Raw genomic sequence first — 23,200 nt, 5'->3', positions numbered from 1 at the left:
CTTGCCCGCCCCGCGCGATTGTCAAGCGTTCGCGCTCACCAGCTCAGGCCGCAGCTCGTCGTGACACCGTTCATCTGGACCCGGTCGAGAACCGGTCGGGCTCGTTCCCGGCCGACGTTCGTCGCCCAGAAGCCGTCCCGAGGCAGCCCGTAGGCGATCTCCCGCAGCGCGCAGGTCCGCATCGGCTCGGGCAGCCGCTCCAGAGCCGGTACGGCGTCCGCCGAGAGCCCCGAAAGGTAGCTGACGTCCAGGCTGCCCGTGTCGCGGTAGCGGTCCACATTCCGCTCGGCGATCAGCCGGTCCGGGTTGACCAGCGCCAACCCGAGCAGCGCCAGCACCGCCGTGCCGATCACCAACCGGGGCAGCCACTCGGCCCGCAGCCGCACCACGGCCACCCCCACCAGGACGAAGAGCAGGCCGAGCCACAACTCGGTGGTCGCCACGACGAGTCGCAGCCGGGTGGCTCCGTACGCGTCGGCGTAGACCTGCATCCGGTAGAGCGCCGAGGCGACGACCACCAGGCTGAGCGCGGTGAGCGTGCCGAGCAGCACCCGGACCAGCAGGCGGTCCGCCCGGGTGGCCTTCGGTGCCCGCCGGGCGGCGACGGCGATCACCAGCAGCGTGAGTGCGGTGACGGCGAGCAGTTGCCAGAACCCCCCGCGGGCGTACTCCGCGTAGGTGAGCCCGGCGGTACGCAGCACGTGCCCCGACCCGCCGAACAGAACGGTCAACTGGACCAGCACGAACGCGGCGAACAGGGCGTCGAGCAGCACCAGCGGAATCGTCCACTCCAGCCGGTGAGCGGGTCGGCCCGGTTCCGGTCGCAGACCCTCCAGGTCGGGCGGGCGGCTGACCAGGTACGCGGCACCGAGCAGCGGACCGCCGATCAGCAGCACGCGGAAACCCCAACCGATGATCCCGGGTATCGAGATGTTCGGCAGCAGACCGGTGACCAGGTCCGCGAAGACCGCGTCGGCGGAGGAGAAGAGCACCCCGAACAGCACCAGCAGGCCAGCGGAGATCGCCAGGCTGTTGACGATCCGCCCGAACTGGATCCCCGGCCCGGCCGCTCGGGCGGTGCGCAGCCCGCTCGCCGCCCACGGGAGCCCTCGTACCGTCGCCGCCGGCGGCATCGTCGAGGCGAGCAGGATCCCGAGCGGGCTCCGCCCGCCGGTCACCGCGAGCGTCCCGGTCACCGCTGCGGCGAGCAGGCAGAGGGCGAAGAGCCAGCCGGCGGCCCGCACCGTGCCGACGCCGACCAACACGACAGTCGCGGCAGCCCAGGCCACCTGCACCGCCCGCCCCGGTGCCCCCGTGGCATCGGGACGGGCGGTGGTTGCCGGCCCCGGTGCCCCCGTGGCATCGGGACGGGCGGTGGCGGTCGGGGAGGCCGGCGCGGAGCGGACGACACCCGCGGTGACGAGGGCGGCGACGGCGGCCAGCGCGGCCACCAGCCAGCCGAGGCCGGGACGGACCGTCGTGAGCGTCGACGCACCGACCACGGTCGCCGCCGCCAGCGCCACCAGGACCAGCGGATGCGCGGCCCCGGGCGGTCCCGGCCAGCGCCGCGCGATCAGCGACGGTGGCCTCGGCAGGGCGGGCGCGGGCGGCCCCGGTTGCGGCCGGGCGGCGGCCGGACCCGGCCGCACGGTCGGGGTGACCTGCGGGCCGGTCGGCCCGGAGGCCGGGAGTGGAGTGCTGCCAGGGCTGGTCATGCGGCCTCTCTTCGGTGTGGCCCGTCGCTGGGGATGGTGACCTGGATGCGGCAGCCGGGCTGGTCGCCCCGGTCCGTCGCGGCGGGATCCAGCACAGCGATCCGACCGCCGTGCAACTCGACGACCCAGCGGGCGATGGCCAGGCCGAGCCCGGTCCCGCCGCCGGCCGACCGGTCACCACGGGTGAACCGCTCGAACACGCGGGAACGCTCGGCTGGCGGGATGCCCTGGCCCTCGTCGCTCACCTCGAAGCGGAACTGGTCGCCGTGTTCCTCGGCGCTGACCCGTACGGTGCCGCCCGGTGGGCTGTGCCGTGCCGCGTTGTCGAGCAGGTTCGCGAAGACCTGGTGCAGCCGCCACGGGTCCGCGCTCACCGTCAGGGGCGCCGGCAGCTCACGGAGTTCGAAGCGCACGTCCAGGCCGGCGCCGGACGCGCTGGCGGTCGCGTGCTCCACCGCCTCGTCGAGGAAGTCCCCCACGTCGATGCGTACGCGGCGCAGCGGCACCACCCCGGCGTCGAGGCGGGACAGGTCGAGCAGGTCGGCGACGAGGTGCCCGAGCCGTTCGGTCTGGGCGAGCGCCGAACGCAGCGCCGCCGGTTCGGGGTCGGCCACCCCGTCGACCATGTTCTCCAGGACGCCCTGGAGGGCCGTGATGGGTGTGCGCAGCTCGTGCGACACGTTGGCGATCAGCTCCCGGCGGCGCTGGTCGGCGGCGTGCAGGTCCTCGGCCATCTTGTTGAACGCCTGGGCCAGCTCGCCGACCTCGTCCCGGGACGTGGCGCGGACCCGGCGGGTGTAGTCGCCCCGGGCCATCGCCCCGGCGGCGGCCGTCATCTCCCGCAGCGGCGAGGTCATCCCGTGGGCGAGCACCTGCGAGGTGACGAGCGCGATGCAGATGACCGTGATCGAGGTGCCCGGCGGGAGCCAACCGATGCCGTACCAGAAGTAGCCGATGGCCACGGCCCAGGAGGCGACCAGCAGGACGCCGAGCTTCATCTTGATCGAGCGAACCGGGTCGAGCGGGCGGGGGAGCACCCGATCCAGCCAGTCCACCAGCCGTTCGGTCACGCGGGCACCTCAAGCGCGTACCCGACGCCGTGGACGGTCCGGATCAGGTCGGCGCCGAGCTTGCGGCGCAGCGCCTTGACGTGGCTGTCCACCGTGCGGGTGCCGGTGCCCTCGGCCCAGCCCCACACGTCGGCGAGCAGCCGCTCCCGGGGCAGGACCGTGCGGGGCCGCGCGGCGAGGTGCAGCAGGAGGTCGAACTCCGTCGGGGTGAGGTGCACGTCCGCGCCGGCCCGGCGGACCCGCCGCTCGGCTTCGTTGATCTCGATGTCGCCGAGGCGGATGGCGGGTGGGGCGGGGGCCGCGGCACGTTCCATGCGGCGCAGCAGCACGTGTACGCGGGCGGCCAGCTCGCGCATCGAGAACGGTTTGGTGAGGTAGTCGTCCGCGCCCACGGCGAGCCCGACCAGCAGGTCGGTCTCGTCGTCGCGGGCCGTGAGCATCAGCACCGGCACCGGCCGGACCGCCTGGATCCGCCGGCACACCTCCAGGCCGTCGAAGCCGGGCAGCATCACGTCGAGGACGACGAGGTCCGGCTGCCCGGTCCGGAACCGTTCGACCGCACCGGGGCCGTCCGTGGCGATCTCCACGGCGAAACCCTCGGCGCGGAGTCGGGCGGCGACCGACTCGGCGATGGTGCGTTCGTCCTCGACGACCAGGACCCGGCGTTCCTTCATGGGGCCTGACTGTATTGAGCCGCCGTGGAGATCAGTGGGTGGCGTTGTGAACAACCTGTGGAGAACGGCTCACGCCTGTGGATAACTCGGTGGATGCCCGGCCGGCCTCCGCGAACATCCGGCGTCACCCCGGGAACCTTTCGTTCCGCCCAGGAGTGGAACCGGTGTGGAAGGGAGGTGACGAATGTCAGACGGCGATGTGATCTCCGAGCTCTATGCCAGCTGTTTCCGGCGTCTGGTGGTCCAGCTCTACGCGGTGACCGGAGACATGAACGAGGCGCAGGAGGTCGTCCAGGAGGCGTTCACACGGGCACTCGCGGCGCCCCGCCGGTTCACCGGCCTCGACAATCCCGAGGCATGGCTGCGTCGGGTCGCGGTCAACGTGGCCCGGAGTCGCCACCGGCGGCGGCGCGTACTCGACGGGTTGCTGCGCCGGATCGGTCCGCCTCCCGCCGTGGCCGACCGTTCGCCCGAACACCTTGCGCTTCTCGCGGCGCTGCGCGGAATCCCAGCGGGCCAGCGGCACGCGCTGGCTCTGCACTACCTGGCCGATCTACCAATCGACGAGGTGGCGGCGACGCTCGGCGTGTCTGCCGGCACGGTCAAATCCCGACTGTCCCGGGGCCGGAAGGCCCTCGCGGCGCTGCTCACCGACTCTGACGTCACCGTCAACTCGAACACCGGGAGGGTCGATGTCCGATCGTGAGTTCCCCGGCTTCGACGTCGACGAAATCGCCGACGCCGTTCGCCAACCGCCCCTGGACGACCTGCGGTCGATCGCCATGGCTCGCCGGCGTCGACGGACCGGAGGGGTCGCCCTCGCCCTGGTGGTCGTCTTCGCCGGCACGGCGGCACTGCCCCTGGCCGCCCGCAGTGGTGGCGACGGATGGACCGAACCGACCCCACTGCCGCAGGGTCGGGACCGTGCGACCCAACTGTTCATGACCGGTCCGGACTCCGCGGTCGGCGTGGAGGACGGCGTCTGCACGATCCGCTTCGCGCACACCGGGGACGGCGGTCGCAGCTGGACCGACTACGACGCGGCTCGCTACCGGGCGACCTCGTGCCGTGCCGACGGCTACGGCGGGGAGACCGCAGACCTGGAGTTCTCCGTTCTCGGGGACCGCTCCTACCTGATCCGCGACGGTGCGCTCACCCGGCTGTCCGTGGACTACGGCAGGACCTGGCAGGAGGCGGCACCGGCGATTGTGGAGGTCGCCGCCTTCCCGAAGGCGGCCCGTGTCGTGCCCTGCCAGGACGGCTGCGGCGCCATGCAGCGGCCGGCCGCGGTGGACCCGTCGACGGGGACCGTGTACCAGCTTCCCGCTGAACCGACGTCGCCCTCCCGGCTGCGGAGCATCTACCCGAGCGCGGACGGCGCGATCTGGGTGACGTACCAACCGGAGAACTCCGGCACCCAGGTCGTCGCCCGCAGCGTGGACCGGGGCTCCACCTGGAACACCTGGCGGACCGCCGAGGAGTCGAACGTCCTGGCCGTGGTCGGGGTCGACCGGGACGAGGCGTACCTGTTGATCGATCCTCCGCCTCCGCCCGGAGCGCCGCCGATGACCGTGGAGGGTCCGGTGCAACTGCTCCGCACCACCGACGGCGGCCGGAGCTGGGCGGACGTCGACACCGACCTGCCCGACACGCAGGAGACGTTGCGGATGGCGGTGGGGGCGGACGGCGCCCTGCTGGTGGCCGAGTCGGACAACTTCGCCCTCGACACCGATCCGCCTCCGACGTTCACCTCCCGGCTGTGGCGAAGCGGAGACGACGGACGGCACTTCACGACCGTGCGGACGTACCGGCGCGAAGACGGTGCGGTGGGCGCGGCCCCCGGTCTCGCCTGGCTCTACGGCAGGGACGACAGGACGGTGGGCGGAGCCGATCACGTACTGCTCACCAGCGACGGGAAGACCTGGACACGCTTCGCGTTGCCGGGCTGACCCCGGCGCGGAGCGGGGCCGGTGGCAACGCCACCGGCCCCGCTGTGACACGACCGTCAGCTGATCGGTACGACCAGGTCCACGGACATGCTGCCGCTTGCCGGGACGGTGAACCGCTCCAGCTTGCGGGTGCCGTCCGGTTGGGTCACCAGGTAGCGACCGTCGACCTGCTGATCCTCATTGAGGTACGCGTTGTAGGTGAAGAAGATCCGCTGCGGGCCCTTGAGCCGGATGTCGAACCGCCCGGCCGTGATCCAGCCGCTGCCCGCGATGTCGCCGGTGTCGACGCTGCGCGCGATCACGTACCCGTCGGTGAAGGGCGTGCCGTCGGGCGTACGGAAGGTGCCGGTCAGGGCGACACCCTGGTCGAGCTGGGCGTCCTGGGTGGCGCTCGCTCCGGCGGTGACGGTGACCGGGGTGGCGGTGAAGCGACTCGTCGCGTCGCCGGACCACTCGCTGGCCCACGGGTAACCACTGAAGATCAACGGCCAGGCGTACGGGCCGAGCCGGTCGATGGTGTAGACGCCGCGCGCGTCGGTGCTGGCGTCCTGCACACCGAGCCCGGGGTGACCGGTCAGCACCGAGATGTCGACGCTGGTCAACGGCTTGCCGGTCGAGTCGGTGACGGTGCCGGTGACCGTGCCGGCCCGGTCCAACCGGACCGTCGGGCCGGTCGTCGACTGGCCGACGGTGGCGACCACGGGGGCGGCCTGCCGCTCGTCACCGGTGCCGCCCTCGGCACCCACCCACTGCCGACCGTAGACGTCCTCCTGGGGCAGCGCGAAGAGCTTGTAGGTGCCGCCGACCAGCGGACCCACCTCGATCCGGCCGTTGCCGTCGCTGCACTCGCCGTAGCCGTCCCGCAGCGACGCCTGCTTGGCCAGGTACGCGTCGAGGCACACGTCCCGCACCGGCGCGCCGGTCCGGCTGTCGACGATGGTGGAGGTGATGACCGCGCCCGGCCGCATCTTCACGGTGAGCTTGGTGGTGCCGTTCGCCTCCACGCGTACCCGGGTCAGCTCGCGGGAGAAGTACCGCTTGTCCGGCGCGTACACGTAGAGGTCGTGGCGGCCCTGGGGCAGGCCGGTGACCGTCACCGTGCCGCCGCTGCTGCACCGCGAGTCGACGCAGAAGTTGGCGACCGGCGCCCCGGTGACCGAGTCGACGGCGGTGATGGTGACCGAGCCGGTGCCGAGCAGGCTGTCCGCGATCGTCGTCTGCCGCCCGCCGAGGACGTTGACCAGGTTGGCCTCCTCGGCGGTCAGCTTGCCCCGGTAGAACTGCTGGCGCTCACCGACGATCACACCGACCTTGTACGTGCCCTGGAGCACCTGGACGCTGAACTCACCGTTGGCGTCCGTCTCCGCCGACGCTCCGCCGTACGAGTTGGCCGTGTTGATGCCGACCTGGGCGTTGACGAGCGGCGCGCCGGTCGCGGTGGTGAACCGTCCGGAGAGACCTCCGGCGGGCAGCACCGTCTCGTTGACCTCTACCGCCGTGTCCGCCGCGACCTGGAAGATGGTGGCGGCCTCCTCGTCGAGGCTGCCCGGCACGTACTGGGTCTGGTAGGAGTCCTCGATCGGGCTGAAGCTCACCCGGTAGCGGCCGGGCAGCGCGGTGATGGTGAACCGGCCGTCCTCGTCGGTACTCCAACCCGCCCAGTTGTACGTGTCGACCTCGTTGGCGTTGATGAGCAGGTTGGGCACCGGTCGCCCGGCGCTGTCGACGATCCGGCCGCTGATGGTGCCGGTGCCGAAGAGTTGCTCGTCGACGGTGGTGGTGCCGCCGGCGGTGACGGTCACCGGGTCGGCGTCCCACATCATCGCCCTGCGGTGGTGGTACTGCTCGGGCTGCGTCCAGGGGAAGTAACCCACCGTGTACGCGCCGCCGGGCAGCCCCGCGACGGTGTAGTTGCCGTCGGCGTCGGTGTGGGTCTGACCGACGCTCTCGTACCCGTCGGCCGGGTAGACCTGTACGAGAACCTCGGCGGCGGCGGTGCCGGCGTTGGTGGTCAGTCGTCCGCTGACCGCGCCCGTTTCGGCGGCCTGGGCCGGAGTGGCGCCGGGCAGCACGAGTGCCGCCACGACGCCACCGGCCAGCAGGGCGCGGCGGGCTGGGGATAGCTGCATTGATGTCCCAATGTGAGGGTGGTGGGGCGGCCTGAGCAGGCTCCGCCCGCACCGACCCTGCGCCCCGTACGGGATCGGCACACGGAGGATAGGTCACCGGCGATGGGTGTGGAACCGGCTGACCATCCGTTGTGGACTGACGTTCAGGCCAGGCTGACGCGCTCAGTCCAGGCTGACGCGCTCAGTCCAGGCTGACGCGCTCAGGCCAGGCTGACGCGCTCAGTCCAGGCTGACGCGGTCAGTCCAGGCCGACGCGTTCCGGCCGGGCCGAGGCGGAGCCCAGCCAGGTGTGCGGGTTGCCGTACCAGCACCAGCCGAGCTTCGGCGCCCCCTGGCTGATCCAGAGTGCCGGCACCCGCCTGTCGCCGCACCGGGAGCCGACCAGCGAGAAGCACCTGTTGCTGGCCAGCGCGGCCGGGTGCAGCGTGATGAACGCGATCCCCTCGTCGATGGTGAGTGGCAGCCGGTCCTGTGCGGTCATGTTCTCCATGGCCGTGGCGGGTGCCAGGTTGCGGAACTCCTCGCCCCGGTCGACGTCGAACAGCAGGTACGCCGGCCCGGCCGGCACCTCCAGTTCCTTGATGGGGTCGAAGCGTGGCAGGTCGTCCGCCGGGTAGTTCCGGTCGAGGACGCCCGGCTTGCGCTTGCCGGCCAGCGTGGTCAGCTCCAGTCGTTCCCGCACGCCGACCAGGTCGCGGGTGATCACCAGCAGGAACGGCACCCGCGCGTCGGTGGGGGCGGGCAGGCCGGCGGCGCCCTCGACCGCACTGGCACGCAGCGGCGCGACCAGGTCGCGCAGGGCGGTCTCGGTCAGCCCGGCGAGGGCCGGGTAGCCCAACTGCACCAGCCGGTCCAGTTGGCGGTCGAACTCGGTCCCGGCGTCGAACGGGGTATCGGGCATGGATGCCTCCCGGTTGTCGTACGGACTAGCGTACAACGTACGACAGAGACCGTCTCATTCCCGGCTCAACGGTTCCAGTCCTGCTTCGCTGCCCTGACCAGCTTGTCCTTCAACTCCCGGGTGTGCCGGCGACTCACCGGCAGCTCCGTCGAATCGATCACCACCACGTAACCGGAGTTCACCAGCCGCAGCTCCGCGATCAACTTCAACTGCACCAGGTACGACCGGTGCACCCGGACGAACCCGGCGTCGGCCCACCGCTCGGCGAGCGTGGCCAGCGACACCCGCACCAGGTGCGACCCCTCGGCGGTGTGCAACCGGGCGTAGTCGCCCTGCGCCTCCACCCACCGCACCGCCGAACGGGGCAGCATCCGCGTCGTGCCGGCCAACTCGATGGGGATGGTCGGGTCCTCCTCGGCCCGAGCCAGCGCCGCCGGATGCGACGGCACCACCCGCGAGCCGATCACCCGGCGCAACGACTCGGCCAGCCGGTCCGCGCGCACCGGCTTGCGCACGTAGTCAGTGGCGCCCAGGTCGAACGCGTCCACCGCCCCGTCGTCGTACGCGGTGACGAACACGATCGCCGGTGGCCGGGCGAAACGGCGCAGCACCCGGGCCAGCTCCATACCGTCCAGGCCCGGCATCCGGATGTCCAGGAAGACCACGTCCACGTCGCCGTCGCGCAGCAGCCGCAGCGCCTCGGTGGCGTCCCCGGCCGTGTGCAGCCGGGCCACCCGGGGGTCGGCCCGCAGGTGGTACGCCAACTCGTCGAGCGCGGGCGGCTCGTCGTCCACCGCCAGCACCCGGAGAAACCCGGTGGTCACGAGCCCGCCCGCACGCCGGGGTGGAACTTCGGCACCCGCAGGCTCACCCTCGTACCCGAACCCAGCCCCGTCTCGACGACCAGACCGAACCGGTCACCGAACACCGAGCGCAGCCGCTCGTCGACGTTGGAGAGGCCGACGTGCTGGCCCGTGTCGTCGCCCGGGTCACCGGCGCCGCGCGCCAGCTCGGCGATGCCGGCGGTCAACGTGGTCGGGTCCATTCCCACTCCGTCGTCCTCCACGGTGATGTGGCATTCCGCGCCCGCGTCCCGGGCCTCGATGCTCACCATGCCCGTGCCCGGCTTACGGGACAACCCGTGCCGGACGGCGTTCTCCACGAGCGGCTGGAGGCAGAGGAACGGCAGCGTCACAGGCAGCACCTCCGGGGCGATCTGCAACCGCACCTGCAACCGGTCACCGAAACGCGCGCGTTCGATGGTCAGGTACCTGTCGATCGACCGCAGCTCCTCGGCGAGCGTGGTGAACTCCCCGTGCGCCCGGAACGAGTACCGCGTGAACTCCGCGAACTCCAGGATCAGCTCCCGGGCCCGCTCCGGATCGGTGCGGACGAACGAGCCGATCGCGGTCAGCGCGTTGTAGATGAAGTGCGGACTGATCTGTGCCCGCAACGCCCGGATCTCCGCCCGGGCCAGCCGCTCCCGCGACGAGTCCAGCTCGGCGAGGGCGAGCTGGTTGCCGGCCCAGTGCGCCGTCTCCAGGGTGGCCTGCACCAGCCCCGGCGCTGGCGCACTGTCGGCGATCGCCACCAACGCGCCGACCACCCGACCGTCCGCGCCCTGCAACGGGGCGACCACCGCCCCCCGGATCGGACAGTCGACCCGGTCGCAGCGCAGCTCGTGCTCACCGAGGACCGTCGAACGCCCGGTCGCCACCGTCCGCCCGGCCGCCGCGACCAGTTGCTCCCCGTGGTGCGTGCCGCGCCCGTCGAGGGCGAGCAGCCGGTCGGCGTCCGTGAGCGCCAGCCCGACCGCGCCAACCAGGGCCCGCAGATGGCGTACCGCCTTCGCCGCGCCCGCCTCGCTCAACCCCGCGCGCAGCGGCTCGGCGGCCAGGCCTGCGGTGTGCAGCACCTCGTACGTGGCCCGCTGGGTGGCCGTGGCGATGCCCCGGCGGGCGCGCAGCCGCAGCACCGCCCACAGGGCCGCGGCCAACGCGGTGACCAGTGAGACGACGCCGACCACGGCGGAAAGGTTGCCACCCACGCAGCGATCCTCGCCGCTCCGGGCCGGCGCGCCAACCCCTAGTAGGCGCCCTTGCGGGCGAGCACCACCCCGACCGTGCGCCACAGGATGCTCAGGTCGTACGCCAGCGACCAGTTGTCGACGTAGTAGAGGTCCAGTCGCACCGACTCGTCCCACGACAGGTCGGAGCGGCCGGAGACCTGCCACAGGCCGGTCATGCCGGGGCGGACCAGCAGCCGCCGGCGTACGTCGCCCAGGAAGTCACCGTCGTCGGCTGGCAGCGGACGCGGCCCGACCAGCGACATCTCGCCCCACAACACGTTGATCAACTGGGGCAGCTCGTCGAGCGACGAGGCCCGCAGGAAACGACCCACCGGGAAGACCCGCGGGTCCTCCTTCATCTTGAACAACATGCCGTCGGTCTCGTTCCGGTCGACCAGACTGGCCAGCCGGTCCTCGGCGTCGACGTACATGGTCCGGAACTTCCACACCCGGAACGTGCGCCCCTCGTGACCCACCCGGGGCTGGCGGAAGAAGACCGGCCCGGGGTCGGAGATCCGGATCGCCAGGCCGATCGCCAAAAAGAGCGGGATCAGCACCAACAGGCCCAGGCCGGCCGCGACCCGGTCCATCAGGTTCTTGGCCAGCAGCGCCGGCCCGGAGAGGGTCGGCTCCTCCACGTGCAGCAGCGGCAGACCCTCGATCGGCCGGATGTGCACCCGGGGGCCGGCGATGTCGGTGAGCTGCGGGGCGACCACCAGGTCGACGCCGGAGCCCTCCAACTGCCACGCCAGCCGACGCAGCTCACCCGGCTCCGCGCTGGCCGAACCGCAGACCGCGATGGTGTCCCCGCCGACCTCACGGACCAGGGCCAGGACGTCGCGGCCCGCGTACACCGGCACCGGCGTCGGCATGCCCCGCGCCGCCGCGTACCCGTCGGTGATGTGGATGGCCACCGGCACCAGCCCGGCGGCCGGGCTGCGGGTGACCGCCGCGTACACCTCCAGGCACTCCGGCAGGGTGCCGACCAGCACCATCCGGTGGGCGGCCTGACCGGCCCGGCGGCGGATGTAGTGCAACGCCCAGCGGGCCACGAACCGGCCCCACAGGATCAGCACCGTGGCGCCGACCAGCGCCGTGCCGACCGTGTACCGGGAAAGCTGGGTCACGGTGGCGAACGCGAGGAAGGAGACGCTCGCCGCGACCGTCACCGACGCCCGGATCACCCGCTTGAACTCGTCCGGGCCGAGCCCCAGGTAGCGCCTGTCGTACGCCCGGTTGCTCCAGAGGATGACCACCCAGCCCAGCGGGAGCAGCAGGTAGGAGATCGTGTGGAACCACGTCGGATCCTGCTTGGTGCCGGAGAAGCCGGAGGCGGCCTGGTCGAAGAGCTGGATCGCGATCCAGCTGGCGAACGCCGCCGCGCCGAAGTCGAGCACGAGCAGGATGGCGATGTAGGGGCGGTGCCAGCGGGAGACACGGCGACGCGCCCTGGCCCATGCCGACCGGGGGACGCCATTGTGCGTCGGTGGCGTCGGCGGCTGGATCTCGAAGCTGTCGACGTGCCGCACGAGTCTGCTCCGGCCTTCGTTGGATACCGGGCGCTGGAGGCTTGCCGTCACCTCACCCATGTCCTCCCGCATGACACGTGCCGCTCACTCGCAGTGAGGGCCCGGGTCGCCCACCGTCCCAGTCTCCCACGCGGGCTCCGACCGGTCGCCGCCCCGAAGGAGATTGGCGACTGATGGTGCCGGCGGGATCTGGCCGGCTCCGCACCATTTCAGAAGCCGGGGACCGGGCCACTATACCGATGGATACGCCCGTGGCGAGAACAGTGGACCGGAGCTTCGGCTCAGTCAGGTCGATTCCGCTCTGTAGTCGACACGTGGTGTCACTCACCGTACGAGTTTGGACAACCGTCGGTCAGCGAGCGGTTTGCCACCGGTCTGACACGTCGGGCAGTACTGGAGGCTGGAGTCGGCGAACGACACCTCCCGCACCGTGTCCCCGCACACCGGGCAGGGCAGCCCGGTACGGGCGTGCACCTTCAGCCCCGAGCGCTTCTCACCCTTCAGCTCCGCGGCCCGCTGGCCGACGGACCGCTCGACCGCGTCGCCGAGGATCTGCCGGACGGCCGCGTGCAGGGTGGCGAGCTGCTCGTCGGTGAGCCGATCGGTGATCGCGAACGGGGACAGCTTCGCGGCGTGCAGGATCTCGTCCGAGTACGCGTTGCCCACCCCGGACAGCACCGACTGGTCGGTCAACACCCCCTTGACCTGCCCCCGCCGGCTGCGCAGCCGCTCCGCGAACGTGGGTAGGTCCGCGGTGAGCGCGTCCGGCCCCAGCTTGGCCACGCCGGGCACCGCCGCGAGGTCGGTGACCAGGTACGCGGCCAGCTTCTTCTGCGTACCGGCCTCGGTCAGGTCGAAGCCGGACCCGTCGTCGAGGCGTACCCGCAGCGCAATCGGCCCCTTACCGGGACGAAGTGGGGTGCCGGACGAGAACGCCTCCCGGTAGTGCAGCCAGCCCGCCCGAGCCAGATGGACCACCAGGTGCAGATCGCCCTCGACGACCACGTCGAGGAACTTGCCGTGCCGGCGGGCGTCCACCACCGCCCGACCGGCGACCTCGGTCGGCGCCGGGTCGTACGTCTTCAGGGCGCTGATCGCGGCGACCTCCAGCCGGTCGACACGCCGGCCCACCGCGCGCTGGCGCAGGTAACCCGCGAGCGCCTCAACCTCCGGTAGTTCGGGCACGACACAACGGTAGCCTTCTTTCCGGTGAGCGCGAGGAATGAGCTTGCGAGTTCCTGCCGCGAGCAGGAACCGGCACGACCGCGAAACGAAAGGCAAGCTCTGTGAAGATCGTGGTGGCGCACAACCGGTACCGGGAAGCCCAGCCCTCCGGCGAGAACACGATCGTCGACTCGGAGATCGCCCAGCTCACCGCGGCCGGCGTCGAGGTGCTGCCGTTCATCCGCAGCTCGGACGAGATCCCCTCGATGTCGAAGGCGGCGAAGGCCCTGCTGCCGATCTCGCCGATCTGGGCGCCCCGCGCTCAGCACGACCTGAGCCGGCTGCTCACCGAGCACCGCCCCGACGTCCTGCACCTGCACAACCCGTACCCCCTGCTGTCCCCCTGGGTGGTGCGGACCGCGCACCGCCACGGCGTGCCGGTGGTGCAGACGGTGCACAACTACCGGCAGGTCTGCTCCTCGGGGATCTACTTCCGGGACGGCGTGATCTGTCAGGACTGCAAGGGCCGGGCGCTCGGCGTGCCGGCGATCAGGCACCGCTGCTACCGCGACTCCGCCGCGCAGAGCGCGCTGATGGCGACCACCCTCGCCGTACACCGGGGGACCTGGCGGTCGGTGGACCGGTACGTCGCGCTCACCACGGCGATCGCCGACCACCTCCGCGAGTACGGCATCCCCGACGACCGGATCGTCGTCAAGCCCAACGCCGTGCCCGACCCGGGCCGGCCCGCGCCCCTCGGCGACGGCTTCCTCTACATGGCCCGGCTCTCCCCCGAGAAGGGCGCCGACCTGCTGCTGGACGCCTGGCGGCGGCACCCGGTGGGCACACTGGGCACGCTGCGGATCGCCGGGGACGGGGAGCTGCGCCCGCTTGTCGAGGCCGCGGCCGCCGAACGACCCGACGTGGTCTACCTCGGCCAGCTCGACCGCGCCGGAGTACGCGCCGCCGTCGAGGCCAGCGCCGTCGTGATCGCCGCCTCCATGTGGCACGACGTGCTACCAACCGTGATCATCGAAGCGCTGGCCAGCGGCCGGCCGGTCCTCGGCACCGCCCTCGGCGGGATCCCGTACCTGGTCGGAGCGGACGCCCCACACGAACCCGCCGGCACCGGCCCCGCCGAGACCGCCTCGGCGGTCGCCGGACGTGACGGGCCGGCCATGCCCGCCGCCCCCGGCCCCGGCGTCGGTTCCGGCGTTGGCCCTGGTCCCGGCGTTGGCCCCGGTCCCGGTCCCGGTCCTGGTTCCGGTTTCGGTCTCGGCGTCGGTGAGGCCGGCTGGGTGGTCGCCCCGGAGCCGGCCGCGCTGGCCGCCGCCCTGCCGGTGGCCCGGGCCGGCGCGTCCGGGCTGGCACCGGCCGCCCGCGCCCGCTACGAGCGGACCTTCCACCCCGACGTGGTCACCAAGCAGCTCATCGACATCTACGCCGGGATGTCCCGCACCCCCGACCCCGCCTGACCAGCCGCGCGAACCCCGCCCACCCCCCGCGTCACGGCCAGGGCCGCCCACGGCCGGGCCGCCTCGCGCGGACGGCGAAGATCGCGCACGATCCAGGAACTAGTGGCCTCGGGGCAGCGGGAAGCCCCTATTTCCTGGGTCGAGCGCGATCTTGACCGGCGAACCGGGTCAGCGCAGGGAGGCGCGGGCGGAGAAGGCGATGCTCGCCAGCAGGAAACCGCCGTTGACGATGGTGAACGCGACAAGCACCCAGAGGACCAGCGCGGGGGCCACGGCCAGCACCAGGGCGGCCACGAAGACCACGGCGCCGTAGTCGCGGACCAGTTTCACCAGGCGGACCGGCAGTGAGGTCGAGGTGACCATGCTGGCAGCGTTCGGGCCGGCCTGCATCACGGAGGTGACCAGGTTGACCATCCAGGTGCCGGCGAAGGTCGCCACCAGCCAGGTCGGGGTGGACGGTTCCTGCGCCACGGCGGTGGCGGCGAGCGCGGCCACCAGGGCGATCTGCGCGGCCACGTCGCAGAGGATGTCGATCCGGGCGCCGGCCGCGCTGCCCTGGCCTGTCACCCGGGCGAGCTGCCCGTCGGCGCAGTCCAGGGAGTACGCGATCTGCCAGCCGACCAGGGCGAGCAGGCCGACGACCCAGGCCGGTACGTCACCGGCGGCGACCGGCCCGGCGAGCGCCACCACGGTGACCGAGGTGGCGAGGCCGAGCACCAGGTTGGTGAGGGTCAGCGCGGTGGGGCGCAACCCGAGTCGCTGGGCGACGAGCGCGAAGACGGCGCCGAGCCACTGGCTGATGGACTCGCTGAACAGGCCTCCGCCCCGGTTCACGCGGTGGAAGTCGGCGACGGTGGGACGGGGGTCAGCCAAGCTGGTCGCGGATTGCACCGGCGTAGTCTGCCAGCCGCTCCCGCGTCTCGGTAGGCGACAGGTCGAGGTGTTCGAGGATGGTGTACCGGTCCGGCCGGGTACGCGGTGCGAACTGCACCGCCTCGATGAACTGGTCGTCGGTGAGCCCCACCTCGGAGGGGAGTCGGGGCAGTCCGTGCCGGGCGAGGCAGGCCGACATCTCCCCGAAGCGGCGCACGTCGCCGCGTAGCCAGGTGCAGAACAGCGCGCCCAGTCCGGCCAGCTCGCCGTGTGAGGCGGTGCCGGGGAAGAGCGAGTCGACGGCGTGCATGATCTCGTGGCAGCCGCCGCTGGACGGTCGGCTGGTGCCGCAGACCGCCATGGCGAGGCCGCTGGAGATCAGCGCCTCGGCGAGCACGGTGACGAAGGCGTCGTCGGTCATGTCGCCGGGGTGGTTGAGCACCGCCTCGGCGCCGGCGCGGGCCAGCGAGGCCGCCAGTCCGTCGATCGGTTCGCCGCGTACCTGTCGGGACAGCTCCCAGTCGGCGAGCGCGCTGATGTTGCTGATCACGTCGCCGATGCCGGCGCGGTTGTGCCGGTCCGGGCCGCTCTCCACGAAGTCCAGGTCGACGATCACCGCGATGGGGATGTGCACCCCGTAGGAGCCCTTGATCCCGTCGGTGATGAGGCTGGCGACCGGTGAGCCGATCCCGTCGTTGGCGAGGCTGGTCGCCACCGACACCATCGGCAGCCCTCGGCGGGTCGCCGCGTACTTGGCCACGTCGATGGTCTTGCCGCCACCGATTCCGACGACGGCGTCGTACGAGCGGGCGCGGAGTTTGCCGCCCAGGTCGTCGGCGGCGTCCAGGGTCGCACCGGCGACGGTGAAGACGTCGGCCGAGCGCAGCGACGGCCGGATCAACTCGGCGATCTGGCCGCCCTGCCCGGGGCCGACCACCACCGCCACGTCACCGCCGGCGGAGATCCGCCCGTCGGCCAGGATCGCGGCCAGGTCGGCGACCGCCCCCCGCCGTACGTCGATGTGCAGCGGGGTGAGGATGCTCCGCGCTAGTAGCGGCACGCGATCTCCCGGGCGCGGGCCAGGTCGGCGTGGTTGTCGACCTCCACCCAGGGGACGTCGCCGATCGGCGCTGCCCGCACCTCGCCGCCCCGGTCGGCGAACTCCTGGTAGCCGTCCTCGTAGTACAGGTTGGGGTCGCGTCGCCAGGTGGCCTCCAGGGCGTCGGCGAGCGCGTCGGCGACCTGCGGCTCGATCAGCGTGGCGCCGATGTACTCCCCGTACGCCTCCCCCGGGTCCATGATCTTGGTGATGCGGGTGAGCTGGCCGGCGGCGTCGAAGGTGGTCTTCATCTCCTCCTCGGCCAGCGGCTTGAGCGTGTCCACGGCGAGCAGGATGCCCGGGCCGCGTTCGGCGAGCAGGGTCTTCTCGATGCTCACCGGGTGCACGGTGTCCCCGTTGACCAGCAGCACCCCGCGTGCGAAGTGCTCCCGGGCCAGCCAGAGGGAGTAGGCGTTGTTCCACTCCTCGGCCTTGTCGTTGTGCACCAGGGTGAGCGTGACCCCGTACTTCTTCTCCAGGTCCGCCTGGCGGGAGACGACCGCGTCCGCCGCGTAGCCGACGACGATCACGATGTCGGTGAGCCCGACCTCGGCGAGGTTGCCGAGCGCGATGTCCAGGATCGTCGTCTCGCCGTCCACCGGCACCAGGGCCTTGGGCAGGGTGTCGGTGTACGGGCGCAGCCGGCGCCCCGCCCCGGCCGCAAGGACCATTCCGATCATCGCGACATCCTCCTTGGTCCGACTCCCTGTCACCGCTGGAGGATAGCCCCGGGTGCCCGGGCGGCTCTGGCCAACCGGTCAGCCGGGCAGCGCGGCCAGGTCGGCGAGCATCGTCAGCCGCTCGTCCGCGCTGAGCACGGTGTACGGGCCGGCCGCCCGACGGTCGGTCTCCAACTCGATGGCGAGCCGTTCCGGGCCGGCCGGCAGCGCGGCGACGCTCGACGCGGTGTGCCCGGCGGCGGTCCACGCGGCGGCGTGCGCGTCGGCCCGGTGGTGGCGCAGCGTGCCGAGCCGGTTGAGCAGCAGTACGCCAGGTGGCGTGCCGTCCGGCTCGTACGGGGGTGCCAGCGCGGTGAACGCCGAACCGTCCGGGTCGCCCGACTCGTCGGCCAGCACCAGGGCGTACGCCAGCACCCGGCCGAGCGACGCGACGACCCGGGCCACCCGCTCGTCGTGCCCCGCCCACAGTTCCTCGGTGACCTCGGCGTGCACCTGGTACAGCTCGGTGAGGAAGGCGGCACCCCGTTCGGTGGCGGAGAGCGCGCCGTCCGGCCGTCGGTGGATCATGCCGTGGGCCACGTGTTTGTCCACGGCCCGCCGGGCGGTGACCGGGTCGCCGTACCTGGTGATCGCCGCGAAGCCCGGGCCGTCGACCGTTCCGCCGGGCGCGGCGAGGCGGGTACGCAGGTCCACCAGGAAGCCGGTCGCGGTGGGACCGCCGTACCGCTGGCTCAGTTCGGCGCCGCCGCCGTCGCGGCCGGCCAGCATGCCGGCGCGGAACGTCCGGTCCACGGCCGGTGTGAGCAGCCCGGCGAACCGGTGCGGCGTCAGCTCGACGGTGTTCACGGACCGATCGACCGCAGGACGGCGAAGCCCTCCTCCGCGATACGCCTGATCAGGCCGTCGTTGACGTCACGGTTCTCGTCGAGCATGGTCACCTCGTGTTCGGCGAGCCAGCGGTACTCGGTGTGCTTGCCGGCCTCCAGTCTCGGGTGGCCGAGGTCGCCGTCGACGCGTACGAGGAAGTCGTGTTCGGTCCGGGCCAGCCCGTCGTCGCCGACGTAGTGGTACTCGCCCACCTGACCGAGGACGTGGGAGAGGGCCCAGCCGGTCTCCTCGGTGATCTCCCGGGCCAGCGCGTCGTCGATCTCCTCGCTCGGCTCCAGGTGCCCACCGACGATGTCCCAGCAGTTGGGAAAGAGGCGTCGGTGCGCCGAGCGGCGCTGGAAGAAGATGCGGCCGTCGTCGTCGACGATCAGCGCGCCGGCACAGCGCAGGGGCTCGGTGGACACCATTTGACAGTAGCGAGCGGTCCGGCGTCGCGACGATGCCCGGTCTTGTCCTGGAAACATCCACCGTCCACGATGTCGGTACCGAATGCCCACCGTCCCAAAGGGGTGATGTGTGATGCAGGTACGGGAAGCTATGTCCAGCCAGGTCCTCGTCGTCGGTCCGGAGCACACGCTCCGCCAGGCGGCCCGGATGATGTCGGCCCGCGGTGTCGGGTCGGCGGTCGTGATCGACCCGGACTCCGAGGGCGTCGGCATCATGACCGAACGTGACGTGTTGAAGGCCATCGGCGCCGGCCTGGACTGCGACGTGGAACGCACCGGCGCCCACCTGACCTGGGACGTGGTCTACGCCGGCCCGGACTGGACGGTGGCCGAGGCCGCCGCCGCGATGGCCCGGGGCGGGTTCCGGCACCTGGTGGTCCTGGACGGCCGTGAGGTCGCCGGGGTGATCTCGGTCCGGGACATCATGCGGGTGTGGGCGGAGGACCAGGCCGTCGCCACCAGTTGACCGGGCGGGGTGTGCGGGAGCGGATCGACGGGTAGGTATCCGGTACGGGCGTGGAGATGCCGTCGCCCGTTGGGGAGGGCCCGATGCGTGACGCGGAGCGCCTGGTCGAGCAGCAGTACGCCATGCTCCTGCACCGGGACGTGGCCCGGTTGCCGGATCTGTACGCCCCGGAGGCGTTCTACTCGATGCCGGGCGTGACGGTCCGGCCGATCGAGTTGCCCGCGCTCCTGCGTACCTGGACCGGCGCCTTTCCGGACCTGCGGATCGATCCGCGGGGTGCGGTGCGGACGGGCGGCGGTGCGGCTGTGGAGTTGCGGTGGAGCGGCACCCACACCGGCACGCTGCACTCGCCGTTCGGCACCGTCGCGCCCACCGGTCGCCAGGTGAGCTGGGAGGTGGCCGACGTGGTGCGGGCCCGTCGGGGGCGGATCGTGTCCTGGCGGTCCTACTTCGACTGGAGCCAGCTCCTGGACACGCTCGGCGTGCGGTTGGACGGGTTGTCCCGTGCCGCGCAGCACGACTCGCTCGCCCTTCCGGTCTGATCTGTCGTCGTCCGGCCAGGGCGGGTCACCCGACCCGGTGGCTCAGGATGCGGACATCGCCGTGCCGTCGGCGCGCCCCCCGCCGCCGCCCGTACGCTCAACATCCATGACCGCCGAGCAGCTGATCTCCTTCGCCCGTGGGGCTCCCTCGCTGGACATCGTCGATGTCGAGGGGCTCAAGGCCGCCGCCGTCCGCGCCTTCGACGCCGACCCCGCCGGGGTCACGGCGTACGGCACCTCCGTCGGCTACGTTCCGCTGCGCAAGTGGATCGCCGAGAAGCACGGAGTCGACGCCAACCAGGTGCTGGTGACCAACGGGTCGCTCCAGGCCGACGCGTTCCTCTTCGACCACCTGGTCCGGCCGGGTGACGCGGTGGTGGTGGAACGCCCGACGTACGACCGGACGCTGCTCAACCTCCAGCGGATGGGCAGTGAGCTGCACGGCATCTCGGTCCAGCCGGACGGTCTGGACACGGCCGAGCTGCGCAAGCTGTTGGAGTCGGGGGTCCGTCCCCGGCTCGCGCACGTCATCCCGAACTACCAGAACCCGGCCGGCATGACTCTGTCGCTGGAGAAGCGGCGGGAGTTGCTGGATCTGGCCGCCGAGTACGAGTTCACGATCTTCGAGGACGACCCGTACGCGGACATCCGGTTCCGTGGCGAGGCGCTGCCGTCGATGCTCTCGCTGGACACCCGCGGTGTGGTGGTGCACGCGTCGAGTTTCACCAAGACGGTCTGCCCGGGTGTGCGGGTCGGTTACCTGGTGGGGCCGGCGGATCTGATCGCCGACATCGCGCGGAACGCGACGAGTCTCTACATCTCGCCGGGCATGGTGTCGCAGGCGATCGTGCACCAGTTCTGCGTCTCCGGCGACATCGACCGGTCGATCGAGACCGTCCGGGCGGCGCTTGGTGAGCGGGCCCGGGTGCTCGCCGAGTCGTTGCGCCGGCACCTGCCGCAGGCCCGGTTCGTGGAGCCGGACGGCGGCTACTTCCTCTGGGTGGAGTTCCCGGAGGACGTCCTGGTCGACCGGCTCGCCCCGGCGGCGGCCGAGCGTGGCGTCGCGGTGGTGAAGGGCAGCGACTTCGTCCTGGACGGTGGGCGGCACGCCCTGCGGCTGGCCTTCTCGGCGGTGACCGCCGACCGGATCGACGAGGGTGTCCGTCGCCTCGCGGAGGCCGTCGAAGCCGTCGGCAGCTGAAACTTCTGTCGGGTTTCCGACAGAACGACGATGCCGGCCGTCCCGGGACTCCCGCCCGGGCGGCCGGCGGCCCACAATGCTGCGAGCGTCACCCGTCACGCGCAGCGGAAGCCCTCCAGGCCATCCCGCGCCAGGGTGGACGCGCGCAGCACAACCCCCGCCCCCACGGGCGCCGGGTGGGCCGTGTCGTCCCCGCACCCCCCGATGCGGCCCGGCCCGCCCGGCGCCGCCCCACGCGACGTCGGTCACACGGGCCTCCGGCCGCGAGCGGCGTAGCCTGCAAGCCGCAGTCGAGCGCGGGGAGGTGACACGATGACGGATGAGACCGGGCAGAACCGGACATCACCGTCGCACACCAGTCGGGTGCTGCGACCCAGGGCGTGGCCGTCGCCGGTCCGCGCGATGACCCGCATCCTCAACGCCGACGGCTCCCCACCCGTGCCGGCCCCCACCGGCAGCGGCCGCAGCGGCGTAGTCGACTGCGCGCTCTACGTCGACGGCAAGCGACAGCCCGGTGACTGGGGGTACGCGGACGCGCTCGAGGTGGCCCGCCGCGAGGAGCACGGCTTCGTCTGGATCGGCCTGCACCAGCCGGAGCTTGCCGAGATGACCGCCATCGCGGAGACCTACGGCCTGCACGAGCTGGCCGTCGAGGACGCGGTGAAGGCCGAGCAGCGCCCCAAGCTGGAGCGCTTCGGCGAGGTGAGCTTCCTGGTGCTGCGTACCGCCCGGTACTGCGAGCACACCGAGTTGACCGAGACCTCGGATGTCGTGGAGACCGGCCAGGTGATGCTCTTCATCGGCCCGAACTTCCTGATCAGCGTCCGGCACGGGGACGCCTGCCGGCTCTCCCCGGTGCGCGCCGACCTGGAGACCAAGCAGGAGCTGCTGCTCCAGGGCCCGTGGGCGGTGGCGTACGGGGTGACCGACCGGGTGGTCGACCTCTACCTGGAGGTGGCCGAACAGCTCGAGGACGACCTGGACCAGCTGGAGGCCGAGGTCTTCGACCGCAACAGCCACGGGCGTATCCAGCGGATCTACCAGATGAAGCGGGAGCTGGTGGAGTTCAAGCGGGCGGTGGTGCCGTTGCAGCGGCCGTTGATGACCTTGACCTCGCAGATGAACCGGGAGGTGCCCAAGGAGATCCGGCGGTACTTCCGGGACGTGCAGGACCACCTGAGCCGCACCGTCGAGCAGGTCAACTCGTACGACGATCTCCTGAACTCGATCCTCCAGGCGCGGCTGGCCCAGGTCACCGTCGACCAGAACAACGACATGCGCAAGATCGCCGCCTGGGCGGCCATCGCCGCTTTCTGGACCGGCGTCGCAGGCATCTACGGCATGAACTTCGAGAACATGCCGGAGCTGAAGATGACGTACGGCTATCCGGTGGTACTCGCCCTGATGCTCGGTGTCTCGCTCGCGCTGTACCGCTGGTTCCGCCGCAACGGCTGGCTCTGACGCGCGAAAGCGCCGGCGAGGCGGGGAGACCGCGTCGCCGGCGCTCGATGCGCTGCCGCTGAGGTCAGCGGCGACCGTTGGTGCGGGCCGTGTCCTTGCCCAGCGCCTTGGTCAGGTCGTCGGCCGGACGGCCGGAGACGTCCGTGGCACCTTCGGCGACGGCCGGCACCTTGTCGGTGGGACGGACACCCGCCGGCTTGGTCGTGGCGGTGGTGCTGGCGCTGTCGCCGCCGGCGACCGCCGAGCTGCCAGCGCCGGTCATCCCGGCCGCGCCGGTCATGGCGGAGCCGTCGCTGCCCTTGGCGACGGACGGGGTACGGACCTCGATCGAGTCCACCTCGTCGCGCATCGGCTCCAGGGTGCGGGTCGGGTCGTACTCGGCCCACTCCTGCTGCTCCCGGCGGCGACGCAGGGCGACCGCGCCGGCCACGCCGGCCACGCCGGCGATGGCACCCGCGGCCAGCAGGCCGGTCATCATCGAACCGCGACGGCGCGGCTGCTTCTTCTTACCGGTGATCCGCATGGTCTTCGACTTGGCCTTCCTGGTCAGCGGCCCTGCCTGCGCGGCGCCGTCACGGGCCGCCGCGGCCAGCGGTGCCAACGTGGTGAGTGTCGTCCCCCAGCCGGTCGACGCGCGGTCACGTACCTTCGTCGCGGCCGGTGCGACGTAGCCCCGGGCCACCTGGACCCGCGGGCCGACGGTCGCGCCGGCGCCCTTCGCGGCGTGGTTGGCTGCCTGCACCAGGTGGCTGATGCTCTGGTTCAGCTCGGCCTTGGCCAGCTGCCCCTGGGACTTACGCCGCCCGAATCCAAACACGGTCCTACCTCCTGGGAGTTGTTCCTTCGTCATCCTCCACCTTCGGATGCCTC

At 72.0% G+C, this 23,200-nt stretch carries 22 protein-coding genes; 7 read left to right on the top strand and 15 right to left on the bottom strand.

Features of this window, described 5'->3' with window-relative positions; all coding sequences use genetic code 11:
- Positions 1-35: 35 nt before the first annotated feature.
- From ABZS77_RS00390 to ABZS77_RS00380, 3 genes are all read right to left on the bottom strand, one after another.
- Positions 36-1,715 (bottom strand): DUF4173 domain-containing protein, encoded by a 1,680-nt coding sequence (locus tag ABZS77_RS00390; protein WP_354814871.1) that lies wholly within the window; start codon positions 1,713-1,715, stop codon positions 36-38.
- A complete protein-coding gene (locus ABZS77_RS00385) occupies positions 1,712-2,713 on the bottom strand; it encodes a HAMP domain-containing sensor histidine kinase (RefSeq protein WP_354817032.1) in 1,002 nt (333 codons plus the stop codon). Before ABZS77_RS00385 ends, ABZS77_RS00390 begins: the two co-directional genes overlap by 4 nt.
- A gap of 68 nt (positions 2,714-2,781) precedes the next feature.
- On the bottom strand, positions 2,782-3,459 hold the full coding sequence (locus ABZS77_RS00380; RefSeq protein WP_354814868.1) for a response regulator transcription factor: 678 nt from the start codon (positions 3,457-3,459) through the stop codon (positions 2,782-2,784).
- A gap of 184 nt (positions 3,460-3,643) precedes the next feature.
- On the opposite strand from ABZS77_RS00380, the gene ABZS77_RS00375 reads away from it, so the two are divergent.
- Both ABZS77_RS00375 and ABZS77_RS00370 read left to right on the top strand, forming a co-directional pair.
- Positions 3,644-4,165 (top strand): SigE family RNA polymerase sigma factor, encoded by a 522-nt coding sequence (locus ABZS77_RS00375; protein WP_354814865.1) that lies wholly within the window; start codon positions 3,644-3,646, stop codon positions 4,163-4,165.
- Complete coding sequence (locus ABZS77_RS00370) at positions 4,152-5,408, top strand: hypothetical protein (protein WP_354814862.1); 1,257 nt, start codon at positions 4,152-4,154, stop codon at positions 5,406-5,408. The genes ABZS77_RS00375 and ABZS77_RS00370 overlap by 14 nt, the downstream gene beginning before the upstream one ends.
- A gap of 56 nt (positions 5,409-5,464) precedes the next feature.
- On the opposite strand, the gene ABZS77_RS00365 is transcribed toward ABZS77_RS00370, so the two are convergent.
- From ABZS77_RS00365 to ABZS77_RS00340, 6 genes are all read right to left on the bottom strand, one after another.
- Complete coding sequence (locus ABZS77_RS00365; RefSeq protein WP_354814859.1) at positions 5,465-7,537, bottom strand: carboxypeptidase-like regulatory domain-containing protein; 2,073 nt, start codon at positions 7,535-7,537, stop codon at positions 5,465-5,467.
- 238 nt (positions 7,538-7,775) lie between these two features.
- Positions 7,776-8,438 carry a DUF5701 family protein gene (locus tag ABZS77_RS00360; protein WP_354814856.1) on the bottom strand — a complete coding sequence of 221 codons (663 nt, stop codon included), beginning with the start codon at positions 8,436-8,438 and terminating at the stop codon, positions 7,776-7,778.
- A gap of 65 nt (positions 8,439-8,503) precedes the next feature.
- Positions 8,504-9,262 carry a LytTR family DNA-binding domain-containing protein gene (locus ABZS77_RS00355; protein WP_354814853.1) on the bottom strand — a complete coding sequence of 253 codons (759 nt, stop codon included), beginning with the start codon at positions 9,260-9,262 and terminating at the stop codon, positions 8,504-8,506.
- A complete protein-coding gene (locus ABZS77_RS00350) occupies positions 9,259-10,485 on the bottom strand; it encodes a histidine kinase (RefSeq protein WP_354814850.1) in 1,227 nt (408 codons plus the stop codon). The genes ABZS77_RS00355 and ABZS77_RS00350 overlap by 4 nt, the downstream gene beginning before the upstream one ends.
- 38 nt (positions 10,486-10,523) lie before the next feature.
- A complete protein-coding gene (locus ABZS77_RS00345; protein ID WP_354817029.1) occupies positions 10,524-12,095 on the bottom strand; it encodes a sugar transferase in 1,572 nt (523 codons plus the stop codon).
- A 264-nt stretch (positions 12,096-12,359) separates the two neighbouring features.
- A complete protein-coding gene (locus ABZS77_RS00340; protein ID WP_354814847.1) occupies positions 12,360-13,220 on the bottom strand; it encodes a DNA-formamidopyrimidine glycosylase family protein in 861 nt (286 codons plus the stop codon).
- A gap of 101 nt (positions 13,221-13,321) precedes the next feature.
- On the opposite strand from ABZS77_RS00340, the gene ABZS77_RS00335 reads away from it, so the two are divergent.
- Complete coding sequence (locus ABZS77_RS00335; protein WP_354814844.1) at positions 13,322-14,674, top strand: glycosyltransferase; 1,353 nt, start codon at positions 13,322-13,324, stop codon at positions 14,672-14,674.
- A gap of 168 nt (positions 14,675-14,842) precedes the next feature.
- Here the strand turns inward: ABZS77_RS00335 and ABZS77_RS00330 are convergent, their stop codons facing one another.
- The 5 genes from ABZS77_RS00330 to ABZS77_RS00310 all read right to left on the bottom strand — a co-directional run bounded on the left by ABZS77_RS00330 (position 14,843) and on the right by ABZS77_RS00310 (position 18,621).
- Positions 14,843-15,565 (bottom strand): CDP-alcohol phosphatidyltransferase family protein, encoded by a 723-nt coding sequence (locus tag ABZS77_RS00330; protein WP_354814841.1) that lies wholly within the window; start codon positions 15,563-15,565, stop codon positions 14,843-14,845.
- Positions 15,540-16,607 carry an iron-containing alcohol dehydrogenase family protein gene (locus ABZS77_RS00325; protein WP_354814838.1) on the bottom strand — a complete coding sequence of 356 codons (1,068 nt, stop codon included), beginning with the start codon at positions 16,605-16,607 and terminating at the stop codon, positions 15,540-15,542. Before ABZS77_RS00325 ends, ABZS77_RS00330 begins: the two co-directional genes overlap by 26 nt.
- Complete coding sequence (locus tag ABZS77_RS00320; RefSeq protein ID WP_354814835.1) at positions 16,595-17,326, bottom strand: phosphocholine cytidylyltransferase family protein; 732 nt, start codon at positions 17,324-17,326, stop codon at positions 16,595-16,597. Before ABZS77_RS00320 ends, ABZS77_RS00325 begins: the two co-directional genes overlap by 13 nt.
- 78 nt (positions 17,327-17,404) lie before the next feature.
- Positions 17,405-18,172, bottom strand: a complete 768-nt coding sequence (locus ABZS77_RS00315; protein WP_354814832.1) for a hypothetical protein — start codon at positions 18,170-18,172, stop codon at positions 17,405-17,407.
- The gene (locus ABZS77_RS00310) at positions 18,169-18,621 is read right to left on the bottom strand and encodes an NUDIX domain-containing protein (protein ID WP_354814829.1); all 453 of its coding nucleotides are present in this window, start codon (positions 18,619-18,621) and stop codon (positions 18,169-18,171) included. Before ABZS77_RS00310 ends, ABZS77_RS00315 begins: the two co-directional genes overlap by 4 nt.
- 112 nt (positions 18,622-18,733) lie before the next feature.
- Between ABZS77_RS00310 and ABZS77_RS00305 the strand changes: the two genes are divergently transcribed.
- The 4 genes from ABZS77_RS00305 (at position 18,734) to corA (ending at position 22,330) form a co-directional block, all read left to right on the top strand.
- Positions 18,734-19,126 carry a CBS domain-containing protein gene (locus tag ABZS77_RS00305; RefSeq protein ID WP_354814826.1) on the top strand — a complete coding sequence of 131 codons (393 nt, stop codon included), beginning with the start codon at positions 18,734-18,736 and terminating at the stop codon, positions 19,124-19,126.
- 83 nt (positions 19,127-19,209) lie between these two features.
- Positions 19,210-19,668, top strand: coding sequence for an ester cyclase (locus ABZS77_RS00300; protein ID WP_354814823.1), 459 nt, complete (start codon positions 19,210-19,212; stop codon positions 19,666-19,668).
- Between the two features lie 106 nt (positions 19,669-19,774).
- The gene (locus ABZS77_RS00295; RefSeq protein WP_354814820.1) at positions 19,775-20,869 is read left to right on the top strand and encodes a PLP-dependent aminotransferase family protein; all 1,095 of its coding nucleotides are present in this window, start codon (positions 19,775-19,777) and stop codon (positions 20,867-20,869) included.
- A 312-nt stretch (positions 20,870-21,181) separates the two neighbouring features.
- Positions 21,182-22,330 carry a magnesium/cobalt transporter CorA gene (gene corA / locus ABZS77_RS00290; protein ID WP_354814817.1) on the top strand — a complete coding sequence of 383 codons (1,149 nt, stop codon included), beginning with the start codon at positions 21,182-21,184 and terminating at the stop codon, positions 22,328-22,330.
- A 64-nt stretch (positions 22,331-22,394) separates the two neighbouring features.
- On the opposite strand, the gene ABZS77_RS00285 is transcribed toward corA, so the two are convergent.
- On the bottom strand, positions 22,395-23,180 hold the full coding sequence (locus tag ABZS77_RS00285; RefSeq protein ID WP_354814814.1) for a hypothetical protein: 786 nt from the start codon (positions 23,178-23,180) through the stop codon (positions 22,395-22,397).
- Between the last annotated feature and the right edge of the window lie 20 nt (positions 23,181-23,200).

This window comes from Micromonospora sp. NPDC005298 (assembly GCF_040607375.1).
Classification (GTDB): Bacteria; Actinomycetota; Actinomycetes; order Mycobacteriales; family Micromonosporaceae; genus Micromonospora.
Note: the sequence above shows the minus strand (reverse complement) of the source record. Positions and strands in the feature narration are given on the sequence as shown.

Bases quoted from the DNA above. Each gene is read 5' to 3' on its own strand.
- ABZS77_RS00390 (WP_354814871.1), bottom strand. From the start codon at position 1,715: ATGACCAGCCCTGGCAGCACTCCACTCCCGGCCTCCGGGCCGACCGGC.
- ABZS77_RS00385 (WP_354817032.1), bottom strand. From the start codon at position 2,713: ATGAAGCTCGGCGTCCTGCTGGTCGCCTCCTGGGCCGTGGCCATCGGC.
- ABZS77_RS00380 (WP_354814868.1), bottom strand. From the start codon at position 3,459: ATGAAGGAACGCCGGGTCCTGGTCGTCGAGGACGAACGCACCATCGCC.
- ABZS77_RS00375 (WP_354814865.1), top strand. From the start codon at position 3,644: ATGTCAGACGGCGATGTGATCTCCGAGCTCTATGCCAGCTGTTTCCGG.
- ABZS77_RS00370 (WP_354814862.1), top strand. From the start codon at position 4,152: ATGTCCGATCGTGAGTTCCCCGGCTTCGACGTCGACGAAATCGCCGAC.
- ABZS77_RS00365 (WP_354814859.1), bottom strand. From the start codon at position 7,537: ATGCAGCTATCCCCAGCCCGCCGCGCCCTGCTGGCCGGTGGCGTCGTG.
- ABZS77_RS00360 (WP_354814856.1), bottom strand. From the start codon at position 8,438: ATGCCCGATACCCCGTTCGACGCCGGGACCGAGTTCGACCGCCAACTG.
- ABZS77_RS00345 (WP_354817029.1), bottom strand. From the start codon at position 12,095: ATGGGTGAGGTGACGGCAAGCCTCCAGCGCCCGGTATCCAACGAAGGC.
- ABZS77_RS00320 (WP_354814835.1), bottom strand. From the start codon at position 17,326: ATGATCGGAATGGTCCTTGCGGCCGGGGCGGGGCGCCGGCTGCGCCCG.
- ABZS77_RS00310 (WP_354814829.1), bottom strand. From the start codon at position 18,621: ATGGTGTCCACCGAGCCCCTGCGCTGTGCCGGCGCGCTGATCGTCGAC.
- ABZS77_RS00305 (WP_354814826.1), top strand. From the start codon at position 18,734: ATGCAGGTACGGGAAGCTATGTCCAGCCAGGTCCTCGTCGTCGGTCCG.
- ABZS77_RS00300 (WP_354814823.1), top strand. From the start codon at position 19,210: ATGCGTGACGCGGAGCGCCTGGTCGAGCAGCAGTACGCCATGCTCCTG.
- ABZS77_RS00295 (WP_354814820.1), top strand. From the start codon at position 19,775: ATGACCGCCGAGCAGCTGATCTCCTTCGCCCGTGGGGCTCCCTCGCTG.
- corA (WP_354814817.1), top strand. From the start codon at position 21,182: ATGACGGATGAGACCGGGCAGAACCGGACATCACCGTCGCACACCAGT.
- ABZS77_RS00285 (WP_354814814.1), bottom strand. From the start codon at position 23,180: ATGACGAAGGAACAACTCCCAGGAGGTAGGACCGTGTTTGGATTCGGG.